Here is a 12332-nt window from a genome sequence, read left to right on the forward strand (position 1 = left end):
TGCGCGCCACCAGTCGTGGCCGTTCTAGGATTCAGCCATGTCGTTCACTGTTTCCGAACTGTCCGGTGACCGGTCCGAACAGTACCGTCAACTCGAGGCGCAGGCCGAGGCGCTGGTCGCGGGCGAGACCGACCGGATCGCGAATGCCGCGAATCTCGCCGCGCTCGTCTTCCATGCGCTCACCGGGGTGAATTGGGTCGGATTCTATTTCTACGACGGACAGGAATTGGTCGTGGGACCGTTCCAGGGCAAACCGGCCTGCGTGCGCATCGCCATCGGCAAGGGTGTCTGCGGTACCGCCGCCGAGACCCGGGAAACGCAACTGGTGCCCGACGTGCACGCATTCCCAGGCCATATCGCCTGCGATGCCGACACCCGCTCGGAAATCGTGGTTCCGCTGGTGCGTGACGATATCCTCGTCGGCGTCTTCGATCTCGACAGTCCGCAACTCAACCGCTTCGACGATACAGACAGGAAAGGCCTGGAATCCATCGCCCAGGCCTTCCTGAATTCGCTCGATTAAGTGACCGTGACGGTGGCACCCGGCCGCGATACAGCATCGGGCAGCGCGGTCGACAATGACCCGCCGACGCGATACCGCGCACCGCGGTGCTCTTGCGGCAACCGATCTCCTCTGTCGAACAAGGCGTTTCGCAGAGTGCCCGGTGTGTATTCCGCGGCGTAGGCGCCGCGTTCGGTGAGCACCGGAACCACATGGTGCACAATATCTTCGAAACTGCCCGGGGTGATGGCGTAGGCCAGGTTGAAGCCGTCCAGGTCGGTTCCGGCGACCCAGTCCTGCAGTTGGTCGGCAACCGTGACACCCGAGCCGACGAAAACCGGTCCCATACCGCCGATCCCGGCCCAGCGGCCGATATCGCGGACGGTCCATTCCCGGCCGTCGTCGTCGAATTCCTGGAAGGCGGCCACAGCGGACTGAATGGCATTGCTCTGCACTTGGCCGATGGGATCGTCCAGCTCGTAGCTCGACAGATCGATGCCCATCCAGCCGGACATGAAGACCAGCCCGCCCTCGACGCTGGCGTAGGACAGGTATTCCTCGCGTTTGGCGTGCGCCGCCTCGTCGGTGGTGTCGGTGATGATCGTGGCCAGTGCGTAGATGCGGGCCGAATACCGATCCCGGCCCGCCGCCTCGAGTGCATCACGAATGCGGGAAACAGTCTGTGCCAGAATCCGTTTCGAAGGCCCCGCGACGAATATCGCCTCCGCGTTCTCGGCGGCGAAGCGCACACCGCGCGGTGATGCGCCGGCCTGGTAGATCACCGGCGTCCGCTGCGGCGACGGCTCCGAGAGATGGATGCCCGGCACCTGATAGTGCGTACCCCGATGGCCGATGTGATGCACCTTCGCCGGGTCGACGTAGATGCCTTGCGCGGCATCGCGAACCACCGCGTCGTCCTCCCAGGAGCCCTCCCACAGCTTGTACAGGACCTCCAGGTATTCGTCGGCCTGGTTGTAGCGCTCATCGTGGTCCAGCTGGTCGTCGGCCCCGAAATTTCGTGCGGCCGACGGCAAATAGCCGGTCACCACATTCCAGCCGATGCGCCCGTCGGTGAGGTGATCGAGGGTGGAGAGCCGACGCGCGAACGGATAGGGGTGCTCGAAGCCGGTTCCGGTGGTGATACCGAACCCGAGATGTTCGGTCACCGCCGCCATTGCCGAGACCAGCAGCAGCGGATCGCCCACCGGAATCTGGGCGCCCTGACGCAGCGCGGCAATATCGTTGCCGCCGTATACGTCATAGGTGCCGAGCACGTCGGCGATGAAGATGCCGTCGAAACGCCCCTGCTCCAACAGCTTTGCCAACTCGGTCCAGTAGCTCAGTTCCTTGTACCGATGCGATTGATCGTCGGGATGTCGCCACAGACCGGGTGATTGGTGGGCGACGCAGTTCATATCGAATGCGTTGAAGCGAATGCGGCGCGTCACTGCTGCTCTCCCGTCGCGGGTTTGCGCTCACCCGCGCTCCACGCGAACGGCAGCTGGGTGCCGTTCAGCAGATAATCGCCGATCGCCCTCGCCTTTTGGATGGCCGGATTGTGCACCGAGATGGTGCGGGCATTGCGCCAGTGCCGGTCCAGGCGTAGCTGCTCGGAGACGACCGATGCGCCACCTACCTCGAACAGCAGTGTGGTGGCAGGCAATACGAGATCGATGACAGCTAGCTGTGCCTGTGCGGCGGCGAGTTCCGCTGCCACGATGGACTCTTCGTCCTGCGCACCGCCCGCGAGCACCTTGTCGAGCACATCGGCGACGGCGAGCACGTTGGCTTCGGCGGCAAATGCGGCGGCGGAGAGTCGTCCGATCACCTGCTGCACCAATGGATCCTGGCGTGGCAGATCGGCGGCCGAATGGGTGTAGCCGCGGGTGCGTGCCGCCACCCATTCGCGGGCATCGCGCTCGGCTCGCTTCGCGATTCCGGCAAGCACCGACAGCTGGACCAGCTGTAGGTAAGAGGTCGCGTAAGTCGGTCCCGGCGCGCCGTAGCCGGGTCCGAGAATGCGCTCCGGATCGACCGCGACATCAGCGAATTCCGTTGTACCGCTTGCGGTCAGCCGCTGGCCGAAGCCGTCCCAGTCGTCGTGCTGGCGGACGCCGTCGGCATTCGCGTCGACGAGTATGCCGACCCGCTCACCGTCACGATCGGCCGCCGCGAGGATGTAGTCCGCGTAGAGCGAGCCGGTGCTGTAGTACTTGGTGCCGTTGAGCAGCCACCGATCACCGTCCTTGGTCAGCCGCGTGCGGTAGTGGTCGACCGCGCCGACGCCCGGTTCGGTGATCGCATTGCCGACGAGCGTGCCCCCGGCCGCGGCGCGCAGCCAATGCGCACGGTGCTCCCCCGGTTCGGCGAGCAACTGGTCCTCGACGAAGGAGAAGTGCACCCGCAACGCCTGCGGCAGATTCGATTCGGCGGCGGCCAATTCGATGAGCAACCGGAACAGCTGTCGCACCGTGACGCCGTAGCCGCCGAATTCGACCGGGACCCGCAGCGCACCGAATTTGGCCTCGCGCAGCCAGCCCACCTCCTCGAAGGGCAGCCGACGATCGATCTCGCGCTCGACCGCGCCCTGCGCGATGCGGTCGAAGATCGGTCCGAAGATCGCATCCAGGTCGGAGTCTGTGGTGGATTTCGCGTCGATGGATGTCATCACCCCACGATCGCGCGGACCCGATGTCAGCTCACCAGTTATCCGCACTGCGATCGAAACACGCTGGTAGGGGTAAGAACCACGCAGATTTCAACCGGTGACTCCACTCGGCGACGCTGGCAGCATCGCGGTTGTCCGTACCTGAAAACGGCATCCGAACCGGCGAGGAGCAGTTGTCGATGTCACTGTCGTTCCATTGGTTTCTGCCCACCTACGGCGATTCGCGTGGCCTGATCGCCGGTGGTCACGGCACTTCGATGTCCGGTGACCGGCCGGCCTCGCTGCGCTACCTCAACCAAATCGGCGCGGCAGCCGAGGACAACGGTTTCGAGGCGGTCCTCACCCCGACCGGCGCGTGGTGCGAGGATGCCTGGCTGACCACCGCCATGCTCGTCGAAACCACCGAAACGCTGAAGTTCCTGGTGGCGTTTCGCCCCGGATTGGTCAGCCCGACGCTGGCCGCGCAGATGGCCGGGACCTACCAGCGTCACTCCCGCGGCCGCCTGCTGCTGAATGTGGTGACCGGCGGCGAACCGCACGAACAACAGGCCTACGGCGATTTCCTCGATAAGGAACAGCGCTACGCCCGCACCGCCGAATTCCTGCACGTGGTGCGCGCACTGTGGGAGTCCCGCGAGCCGATCAGCTTCGAGGGCACCCACATTCAGATCCGCGATGCTCTGCTCAACAACCATCCGGACCCGATCCCACCGATCTTCTTCGGCGGCTCCTCCGGACCAGCCGGACCGGTCGCGGCCCGCTATGCCGACACCTACCTCACCTGGGGCGAACCACCCGCCGCGGTGGGCAAGAAACTCGACTGGATCCGCGCACTCGCCGCCGCCGAAGGCCGAGAACTCAGCTACGGCCTGCGCATTCATGTCATCAGCCGAGACACCTCCGAAGAGGCCTGGTCCGTCGCCGATCGACTGCTGTCCGGCCTCGACCCGGCCGAAATCGCCCGCGTGCAAACCAGTCTCGCGCGCAGCGAATCCGAAGGCCAGCGCCGAATGCTGGATCTGCACGGCGGCCGCACCGATCGTCTGGAGATTGCGCCGAACCTGTGGGCGGGCGTCGGTCTGGTCCGCGGCGGGGCGGGCACCGCACTGGTCGGCTCACACGAAGAGGTCGCCGACCGCCTGATCGAGTACGCCGACCTCGGCATCACCCATTTCATCCTCTCCGGCTACCCACATATCGAAGAGGCCTACTGGTTCGGCGAGGGTGTCCTGCCCATCCTGGAACGTCGCGGCCGGTGGACGCACCCCCACCGCACCGAATCCGCCCCAGTAGCAACGCCTTTCGCGACCGCGACGCACTAGTCTCCCATTTCGCGATGCGTCCCTGGACTATTCGGGAAAGGTCGCGCGGGTAATTGTGGTGAGGGCTTCTTGCAGGGCCGCGTTGCGTGGGCGGTCGGACCAGTGGGCGGCGATGTAGCCGTCGGGGCGTACGAGTAGGGCTCCGTTCGGGCCGAGGTCGTAGAGCTGGTCGCCGGGAAGAGGTTCGACGTGGACGGGCCATGGGACGGGTTGTGCCCAGGAGGCTGGGTCGGGCGTGAGGAGGGTGAACCATTCGCCGAGAGTGTCGAGGGTGGAGCGGGTGGGGGTCAGCCAGAGGTGCGGGAGCCGGTGTCCCGCTTTCGGGACAGGGACGTAATCCGTGCCGGTGTTCGGTGGCGTGCTGCCGTCGGTGATTACCGCGGCGGAGCGGTAGGCAACGCCCAGGACGAGGCCCAGTTGGGCGAAGAATTGGTCCGACCAGGGCAGGTCCACATCGGACTCGGGTGCGCCGTTTCGGCGCTGCGAACGGCGTCGGTTCTGGGCCTGCCCCGCGATTCGGGCGTTGGTCACCGCTTGCTGGAGAGTCAGCTGAGCGACCGGAAGTCGTTCCGCCTCATAGGTTTCCAGCAGGTTCGCGGCTGCCCACCCGCGGAGCACACCCGCGAGTTTCCAGCACAGGTTGTGCACGTCCGCGATGCCCGTATTCATGCCGAGTCCGCCGAGGATGGGGATCGCGTGCACGGCGTCACCGGCCAGCAGGATCCGGCCGCGGCCGAAGCGTTCGGCAACGAATGCGTTCATCACCCAGTGCTGAACGCGCAAGACCTCGGTGGGCACGGCGCGGTCGGAGCCGATTGTGCGCGAAACGAGGTCGGACCAGTCGGTGCGCTCGGGGTCTTCGGGTGTCGGCCCGAACCAGGCCCAGCCACCCTCTGGATAGAGCGGGACGAATGATCCGTGTGCGGTGAAGTAGACCCCGGCGGGCTGGTCGGCGCACCAGCGGTCGAGGTCGGCATCGAATACGACCGTGGTGACAGCACCCAATGCGCCGGGCCCGGCGGTGTCGATGCCCAGCCGCCGCCGGACGGTGGAGTTCGCGCCGTCGGCGGCGAGCACATAGCGGGCGCGGACGCGGGTCTCGACACCGTGGTCGACGAGTACTGCCACGACGCTTTCGGGCTCCTCGACCAAGTCGATCAGCTCTACTCCGAACCGAACCGGCGCGTCCGACGCGGCCAGCAGCGTGGGTTCCAACCGATCCTGCGAGGTGATCGCGCCGATGGCGGGACTTTCGGGTATCGGCGCATTGATTCCGATCATCGCCGCGGTGGCGAAGTCGCGATCCTGCAGGGTGTCGCGGAAGCGGATGCGACCGTAGTCGGCCGCGAACGCGCGAGCGGTGATCGTGTCGGCAAGCCCGAGCTGACGAAAGATCTCCATCGAGCGCACATTGACCAGCCGAGAACGCGGAAACGGTGACAGCTCGCCGTACTTCTCGACCACCATGACCCGTACGCCCCAGCGGTCCAGTAGCGCCCGCGCGGTGAGTCCGACCGGCCCACCTCCGACGATCAATACCTCCACCTCGACGTCTGCTGCGGACATATCGAGTTCCTCCTGTGGGGCTGGATTCTCCGCACAAGTCTGCGAGATGGTCATCTCACCGGAATTTCAGCGGCGTCTCAGCACTGATCCGAACTCACCGGCGCGCAGGGCATTCGCTCGGGGCGGGCTCGCCGCGCAAACGTCCATCGATCCAGCCGATCTCCCCGGGAAAGCCGGTGACCAGGGCGATGACGTGCTCGCCGGGTTCGGTGCGGTGCACCGCCGGGACGCCGCGCGCGCATTGGGCGCGGTAGAGATCGTCGCCGTTTTGCTGCGGGATCCAGATGTCGGCGGCGGCGTGATAGATGTAGAGCGGCGCGCCCGACCTACGGTCGGACAGGCTGAGCCGCCCGAAGATCCGATCAGCGATATCGCTGGTCAGCGGATTGCTGATATTGGCAGCGGCATCGATGGGAACGCCGACCACGCCGAGCGGGCCATTGCTGTCGCCGCAGGTGTCCTTGATGGGTGAGGTCGCCAACCACTGCGCCAGATGATTCATATAGCCGAGAATCGCCGGATGCTCCCGGCCCATCGCCAGCGCGACTATCAGCAGAATGCCGGATGCGGAGTTGCCGTTGAAGCGGCCGGCGACCATGCGATAGTCGGTCACGAGTCCACCCATGGCCGCCCCGACCACCGCACCGGACAGTTCCGGGGCGTACTCGTCGAGCAGCATCGCGGCCCCATACGATGCGATCGCGCCACCGGAATACCCGGTGATCGCGAAACGGCTGCCCGTGAACTCTGTCGGCACCACATTGCGCACCGCGCGAATGGAATCCAGCACCAGGTGCCCGGCGACCTTCGGTTCGGCGTAGGCCATCCATGGCCCCTCGTGATCGGGAATCAGCACCGCATAGCCGCGGCTGAGGCCCCAGGCTGTGTTCGGCGGAAACAGATCCCCCGCATTGAACTTGCTGTGCAATCCGTGCGCCATCGCGTAGCTCGGCGTGCAGCTGAGCCCGAGCGAATTGATCGGCACCGCGTTCACCAACACCGGCCGATCCCCCGGACCCGTCCATGCGGCGGCGGGAATCACCAAGGTCGCGGTGCCGAAGGATGGCACGCCGGAGGCGTCCGTGGTGCGGAACTTCAGCAGGATCGCACGCTGAATCGGCACGATCGCCAGCAGCGCAGAGGTCGCAGTCACATCTCGCGCCTCGACGATATCGCCGGGAGCGAGACGATCGAGCCCATCCGGCCACTCGTCGAACATCCGATCCCCCGACGGCGCGGACCGTACCGCTTGCCACAGCGCCGCCAAGTCCGCGGGCAGCACACCCGACGGCGGTGACGCGGCGGGCGGGAACGATGGCGCGGGGATATGGGCATCGATCCACCGCTGCAGGTCGGACGGGCCGGGCGACACCGGCGCGACCGGGGTTTCGGTCGGATCGGCATGCGCGGGCACCGGCCCCATGAGCAGCGAGCAACCCACCATGCTGGCGATGACGACAGCTCGGAGACTCGACATCTGCCACCTCCCGAATTCGACACCGCCAGACGAAGGCCAGACTATGTCGCGGCGGAACAACACCTCGGATCTGTTCGGACTTGTCACGACTGCGCCCGCCCGACACGCTGGCGACACCCAAATTTCCGAAAATCATTGGTGCACAAGCAACCTCGAACGAACAACGGCCGTGCCGCCGCATCCGGCCCCGGCCGTTCTCACAGACGCGGGTCAGCCGCGTATCGTTCTTGGTGCAGTGGTCCGCGATGACCTATGCCCCGGCACTAGGAAGCTCATGGACATCGTAAGAGCGCCGCAGCCGCAATACCGGCAGGCACGCTTCGCCGATATCGAAGATATCGCGGCCATCGAGGCCGAGGTATTCGCCGAGCCATATCTGTATCTGATGCTGCGACAGCTGTACGACCTGCACGGATCCGACTGGCTGGTCGCCGAGCTGGACGGCAGGGTGATCGGCTACGCGCTGACACTGCACAAAGCGGGCCGGGCCCTCCTGTTCACGTTCGCGGTGCTCCGGCAACACCAGGGCAAAGGCTACGGTCGCGCCCTGCTCGACCACATGCTGCAGCAGTGCCGGGCGGATGGGGCCGACGTGGTCTATCTGACGGTACGCCCCGACAACCAGCCCGCAGCGGCCTTGTTCAAGCAGGCCGGGTTCGAATTCGTCGAACATGACGACCAGTATTTCGGGCCGGGTGAACCACGAGGCATATTCGAGTACCGATTGCGGAGCCGACACCTGGACTCCTGAGCCGCGGAATCAGCTGTCGAGCCATTGTTCGGCGGCACTTCCGATGCCATCGATGCCGTGCTCGAACTTCATTGCACCCCAATGCCATTGAGCCATCAATACTTCGGCGGAAGCACTCCGTCCAGGTTTGACACATCAACATCGGAATTTGCTCAAATCTCAACTAGAACCTGTTACAGTCTGCCGACTCGAGGCACTCTCCTACGCCTCACATCGGAAGGTTTTCGCTCATGTACGACCGACGCCCCTCGGCCAACACCGGCGTTCGCCAAGGGATGAATCGCCGGAAATTCTTGGCGGGCACTGCAATTGCGGCCGGGGCGATGGCGCTCAGCCCGGCCGCGTGGACCGCCAAGGCGTCGGCCGCACCCATCGGCAACGGGGATCACGTGCCGAATCTGATCATCGGCAGCGGCTACGGCGGCGCGGTCGCCGCGCTGCGCTTGTGTCAGGCGGGCAAGCAGGTCGCGATGATCGAGATGGGCCAGAACTGGACCACACCCGGTTCGGACGGAAAAGTCTTCTGCACCATGCTCGATCCGGACGAGCGCTCGTATTGGTTCCGGACCAGGACCGAGCAGCCGGTCAACCATTTCGTCGGAGCGGATATCAACCGAGACATCAGCCCGAGCGACGCCGGCGTGCTCGATTCGGAGCATTTCGCGGCGACGCGGGTGTACCAGGGCCGCGGGGTGGGCGGCGGCTCGCTGGTCAACGGCGGTATGGCTCCACTGCCGAAACAGGACTACTTCCAACAGATTCTGCCATCGGTCGACGCGACGACGATGTACTCCACCTACTTTCCCAGGGCGCAGGCCGCGCTCGGGGTCAACAATGTCGACTCGGCCTGGTTCGAATCCGCGGAATGCTACAAATACGCGCGGGTCAGTCGCACAACGGCCAATAACGCAGGCTACACAACGACATTCGTGCCCAATGTCTACGACTTCAGCTATATGCAGAAGGAGCAGGCGAATACCGTCACTCGCTCGGCGTTGGGCGGTGAGGTGATCTATGGCAACAACTACGGAAAGCGCTCACTCGACAAGACCTATCTGGCGGTGGCCGCCGCAACCGGCAACCTGAGCATCTCGCCACTGCACAAGGTCACCAGCGTGACACCGGCCGCGAGCGGCTACACGGTGGTCATCACGCAGATCGACGTGCTCGGCAATACGGTGGCGACCAAGACGGTTACCGCGGACAAGGTCTTCTTCGCGGCGGGCAGCGTCGGCACGAGCAAGCTGCTCGTCACCATGAAGGCGCTGGGCAAGCTGCCCAACCTGGCCGATTCGGTCGGTGCGGGCTGGGGCAATAACGGCAATGTGATGGTCGGCCGGGCCGGACTGGATTTGACCGGCGCGCTCCAATCCGCGATTCCCTGCATGGGCATCGACAACTGGGCCGATGCGAATGGTCCGGTATTCGCCGAAATCGCCCCGTTCCCAACGAGTACCGAGAACGGCGTGAACCTCTATCTGGCGATCACCAAGAACCCCAACCGCGCCGAGTTCACCTACAACTCGTCCACCGGCGGGGTGGATCTATCCTGGCAGGCGTCGTACACCCAACCCTCGATCGATGCGGCGAAACGCGTCTTCGATGCCATCAATTCCAAGGCGGGCACGATTTACCGGACCGATCTGTTCGGCGTCTACAAGGTCTGGGGCGACGACTTCGTCTACCACCCCCTCGGCGGCTGCGTGCTGGGACAGGCCACCGACAACTACGGCCGCCTGAACGGATACTCCGGGCTCTACGTCATCGACGGATCGCTGATTCCGGGCAACACCGGCGTCAATCCCTTCCTGACGATTACCGGCCTCGCGGAACGCAATATCGAAAAGATCATCGCCACCGACCTGGCATGACACTCGACCGGTTCGTGCGGGGTCGTCAGCCTTCTTCCCCGTGCGGATCGGGCCATGCGTCATCGATGGGCCAGCCCGCGGCCTGCAAATGCGCTCGGACGCGGGCGATATCGGATTCGAGTGGCATCTCATTGGTCAGTTTGGTGATGAGCACGCCGACATCGACCCGATCGGCCGGTATGGCGCCCTGCTCGATCAGCGCGTCCGCGACCTGCCGCACATCCGCTTCGGGCAGTCGCCGCGAGAGCAGGGCCAGCAACGGCACATAGTCCGGATCCGGTACGCCGTGCGGATATCCGGCACGCAGCCACGCGACGATTCTGGTGAGGAGATCGGAGAGAGCCATAGGAGGTATCAGGCGTCGGAGGGGTGTGCCAGCGGCCACCCCACGGCGGCGAGCCGGGCCGCGACCCGATTCACATCATCCTCGCCCGGCTTCTCGTGCGCGAGTTTGCCGATGGCGTCCTGGACCTGCCCGCGGTCGATCACGCCATCGGTATCCGCCGCGATCAACTGTTCGACAACCTCACCGACCTCGTCCTCGGTCAGCTTGCGGTGCAGCACGGCGAACAATGCGACGTAGTCCTCGGGTGGGACACCGTGCGGATACCCGGCACGCAGCCAGTTCAGAACCGATCCGAGGATGGATGCTTTGGATGTCATGAGTTCATTTCTTGGGAGGTTTGGCGCCGAACAGCTGGATGTCGAAGGTGTGGCTGATGAAATCCCGTGCGATATACAGGATTCCGAGGACCACCGCGACGATGACAATCGCGAAGCAGAGATACGCGACGACTTGCGCGACTTGGTTGCGCGCACCGGCGCCACCAGCGGTGGCGGGCTCCATCGACCAGAGCCGAATCCCGGTCGCGAAGATCACCGGCAATCCGGTCCCCAGCAGAACGGCGATCAGAGTCACCTCGCCCAGCGACTTGGCGATAGCGGTGAACGTATCCATGAATCCAACCTCCTCAGACCGACGCGCCGGCCTTGGTCTCGACGTTGGACGCAGGCGTGAGCCCACCTTCCCATTCGTCATTGACATTGCTGGTGTCGACCGGATCGCGCCGCGACCGCAGGTACATATAGGCCGACATCGCGATCAGAATCGCGAAGTCGATGAGCACACCGCCCAGGCCGCCGACCAGATCGGCGATCCACCAGCACACCGCGCCGACCAGGCCCGCGAGCGGGAGCGTGAACAGCCACGCGACAACCATCCGGCCCATTACACCCCAGCGCACCTCCGCGCCCGGCTTGCCGAGCCCGGTGCCGAGGATCGAACCGGTCGCGGTCTGCGTCGTCGAGAGCGGGAGTCCGAACTGCGCGGACGTGAGAATAATTGCGGCCGAGGATGATTCGGCCGCGAACCCCTGCGGCGGATCCAGCTCGACCAACCCCTTGCCGAGGGTGCGGATAATGCGCCAGCCGCCGAGGTAGGTGCCCGCGGCGATCGCCACCGCACAACAGATCTTGACCCACAGTGGAATCGAGTCGCTATTGGTGAACGTGCCGTGCGCGACGAGCGCCATGAAGATGACCCCCATCGTCTTCTGCGCATCATTCGTACCGTGCGCGAGCGAGACGAGCGCGGCGGATCCGATCTGCCCCCAACGGAACCCGTCGTCGACCTTCTTCTCGACCGATCGACGCGTCAGCCGATAGACCAGGAATGTGCCGAGCCCGGCCACGAGTGCGGCAACGAACGGCGCCAACAGCGCGGGCACCAGGATCTTGCTGATCAGACCCGTCTTCTCATTCCCGGTCCAGATCACGCCGCTGGTGCCGAGTGCAGCCACCGCCGCACCGATGAGACCGCCGAACAGCGCATGCGAGGAACTCGACGGAATACCGAACAGCCAGGTGAACAGATTCCAGAGAATCCCACCGACGAGGCCGGCGAACACAATGTGCAGCAACTCCATGTGGTGCACATTGCCGATATTCAGCAGCCCACCCGACACCGTCTTGGCAACCTCGACCGACAGGAAGGCTCCGACCAGGTTGAGTACGGCCGACATACCAACCGCTACCCGCGGGCTGAGCGCACCGGTAGCGATCGAAGTCGCCATAGCATTGGCGGTATCGTGAAACCCGTTGGTGAAATCGAAGGCCAACGCGGTCACTATCACGATCAGAAGCACGATCAGTTCAGCGCTCACCCAGCCATTTTCA

12 protein-coding genes are annotated in these 12332 nt (G+C 64.8%); 4 read left to right on the forward strand and 8 right to left on the reverse strand.

The genetic code is table 11. The features are described from left to right. Positions 1-37 precede the first annotated feature (37 nt). The gene (locus tag ACQPZ2_RS28145; protein WP_433521214.1) at positions 38-523 is read left to right on the forward strand and encodes a GAF domain-containing protein; all 486 of its coding nucleotides are present in this window, start codon (positions 38-40) and stop codon (positions 521-523) included. Here the strand turns inward: ACQPZ2_RS28145 and ACQPZ2_RS28150 are convergent. Together ACQPZ2_RS28150 and ACQPZ2_RS28155 are read right to left on the reverse strand one after the other, a co-directional pair. Beyond that, the gene (locus ACQPZ2_RS28150; RefSeq protein WP_433521215.1) at positions 520-1950 is read right to left on the reverse strand and encodes an LLM class flavin-dependent oxidoreductase; all 1431 of its coding nucleotides are present in this window, start codon (positions 1948-1950) and stop codon (positions 520-522) included. The two genes, ACQPZ2_RS28145 and ACQPZ2_RS28150, sit on opposite strands and share 4 nt — an antisense overlap. Then, complete coding sequence (locus ACQPZ2_RS28155) at positions 1947-3170, reverse strand: acyl-CoA dehydrogenase family protein (RefSeq protein WP_433521216.1); 1224 nt, start codon at positions 3168-3170, stop codon at positions 1947-1949. Before ACQPZ2_RS28155 ends, ACQPZ2_RS28150 begins: the two co-directional genes overlap by 4 nt. 179 nt (positions 3171-3349) lie before the next feature. On the opposite strand from ACQPZ2_RS28155, the gene ACQPZ2_RS28160 reads away from it, so the two are divergent. Continuing rightward, the gene (locus ACQPZ2_RS28160; protein WP_433521217.1) at positions 3350-4492 is read left to right on the forward strand and encodes an LLM class flavin-dependent oxidoreductase; all 1143 of its coding nucleotides are present in this window, start codon (positions 3350-3352) and stop codon (positions 4490-4492) included. A 27-nt stretch (positions 4493-4519) separates the two neighbouring features. Here ACQPZ2_RS28160 and ACQPZ2_RS28165 read toward each other — a convergent pair whose 3' ends face one another. Both ACQPZ2_RS28165 and ACQPZ2_RS28170 read right to left on the reverse strand, forming a co-directional pair. Further along, positions 4520-6058, reverse strand: a complete 1539-nt coding sequence (locus tag ACQPZ2_RS28165; protein WP_433521218.1) for an FAD-dependent monooxygenase — start codon at positions 6056-6058, stop codon at positions 4520-4522. 94 nt (positions 6059-6152) lie between these two features. After that, complete coding sequence (locus ACQPZ2_RS28170; protein ID WP_433521219.1) at positions 6153-7535, reverse strand: lipase family protein; 1383 nt, start codon at positions 7533-7535, stop codon at positions 6153-6155. Positions 7536-7809: 274 nt separating this feature from the next. Between ACQPZ2_RS28170 and ACQPZ2_RS28175 the strand changes: the two genes are divergently transcribed. Both ACQPZ2_RS28175 and ACQPZ2_RS28180 read left to right on the forward strand, forming a co-directional pair. Then, entirely contained in the window at positions 7810-8286 is a 477-nt protein-coding gene (locus ACQPZ2_RS28175) for an N-acetyltransferase family protein (RefSeq protein ID WP_433521220.1), read from the forward strand. A gap of 230 nt (positions 8287-8516) precedes the next feature. After that, on the forward strand, positions 8517-10157 hold the full coding sequence (locus tag ACQPZ2_RS28180; RefSeq protein ID WP_433521221.1) for a GMC oxidoreductase: 1641 nt from the start codon (positions 8517-8519) through the stop codon (positions 10155-10157). 25 nt (positions 10158-10182) lie between these two features. Here the strand turns inward: ACQPZ2_RS28180 and ACQPZ2_RS28185 are convergent, their stop codons facing one another. Genes ACQPZ2_RS28185 through ACQPZ2_RS28200 form a run of 4 tightly spaced genes read right to left on the reverse strand, consistent with a single transcriptional unit; the run spans position 10183 to position 12319 of the window. Continuing rightward, positions 10183-10503 carry a DUF3349 domain-containing protein gene (locus tag ACQPZ2_RS28185; RefSeq protein WP_433521222.1) on the reverse strand — a complete coding sequence of 107 codons (321 nt, stop codon included), beginning with the start codon at positions 10501-10503 and terminating at the stop codon, positions 10183-10185. Positions 10504-10511: 8 nt separating this feature from the next. Next, complete coding sequence (locus ACQPZ2_RS28190) at positions 10512-10820, reverse strand: DUF3349 domain-containing protein (RefSeq protein ID WP_040700866.1); 309 nt, start codon at positions 10818-10820, stop codon at positions 10512-10514. 4 nt (positions 10821-10824) lie between these two features. Further along, positions 10825-11115 (reverse strand): hypothetical protein, encoded by a 291-nt coding sequence (locus ACQPZ2_RS28195; protein ID WP_433521223.1) that lies wholly within the window; start codon positions 11113-11115, stop codon positions 10825-10827. A 13-nt stretch (positions 11116-11128) separates the two neighbouring features. Further along, the gene (locus ACQPZ2_RS28200; RefSeq protein ID WP_433521224.1) at positions 11129-12319 is read right to left on the reverse strand and encodes an anion permease; all 1191 of its coding nucleotides are present in this window, start codon (positions 12317-12319) and stop codon (positions 11129-11131) included. Positions 12320-12332: the final 13 nt, after the last annotated feature.

The sequence above is a fragment of the Nocardia pseudovaccinii genome, from assembly GCF_050942345.1.
In the GTDB taxonomy this organism is placed as follows: domain Bacteria; phylum Actinomycetota; class Actinomycetes; order Mycobacteriales; family Mycobacteriaceae; genus Nocardia; species Nocardia pseudovaccinii.

Coding starts and splice junctions, on each gene's coding strand:
- ACQPZ2_RS28175 (WP_433521220.1), top strand. CDS start 7,810: ATGGACATCGTAAGAGCGCCGCAGCCGCAATACCGGCAGGCACGCTTC.
- ACQPZ2_RS28180 (WP_433521221.1), top strand. CDS start 8,517: ATGTACGACCGACGCCCCTCGGCCAACACCGGCGTTCGCCAAGGGATG.
- ACQPZ2_RS28195 (WP_433521223.1), bottom strand. CDS start 11,115: ATGGATACGTTCACCGCTATCGCCAAGTCGCTGGGCGAGGTGACTCTG.
- ACQPZ2_RS28160 (WP_433521217.1), top strand. CDS start 3,350: ATGTCACTGTCGTTCCATTGGTTTCTGCCCACCTACGGCGATTCGCGT.
- ACQPZ2_RS28155 (WP_433521216.1), bottom strand. CDS start 3,170: ATGACATCCATCGACGCGAAATCCACCACAGACTCCGACCTGGATGCG.
- ACQPZ2_RS28165 (WP_433521218.1), bottom strand. CDS start 6,058: ATGTCCGCAGCAGACGTCGAGGTGGAGGTATTGATCGTCGGAGGTGGG.
- ACQPZ2_RS28145 (WP_433521214.1), top strand. CDS start 38: ATGTCGTTCACTGTTTCCGAACTGTCCGGTGACCGGTCCGAACAGTAC.
- ACQPZ2_RS28170 (WP_433521219.1), bottom strand. CDS start 7,535: ATGTCGAGTCTCCGAGCTGTCGTCATCGCCAGCATGGTGGGTTGCTCG.
- ACQPZ2_RS28185 (WP_433521222.1), bottom strand. CDS start 10,503: ATGGCTCTCTCCGATCTCCTCACCAGAATCGTCGCGTGGCTGCGTGCC.
- ACQPZ2_RS28190 (WP_040700866.1), bottom strand. CDS start 10,820: ATGACATCCAAAGCATCCATCCTCGGATCGGTTCTGAACTGGCTGCGT.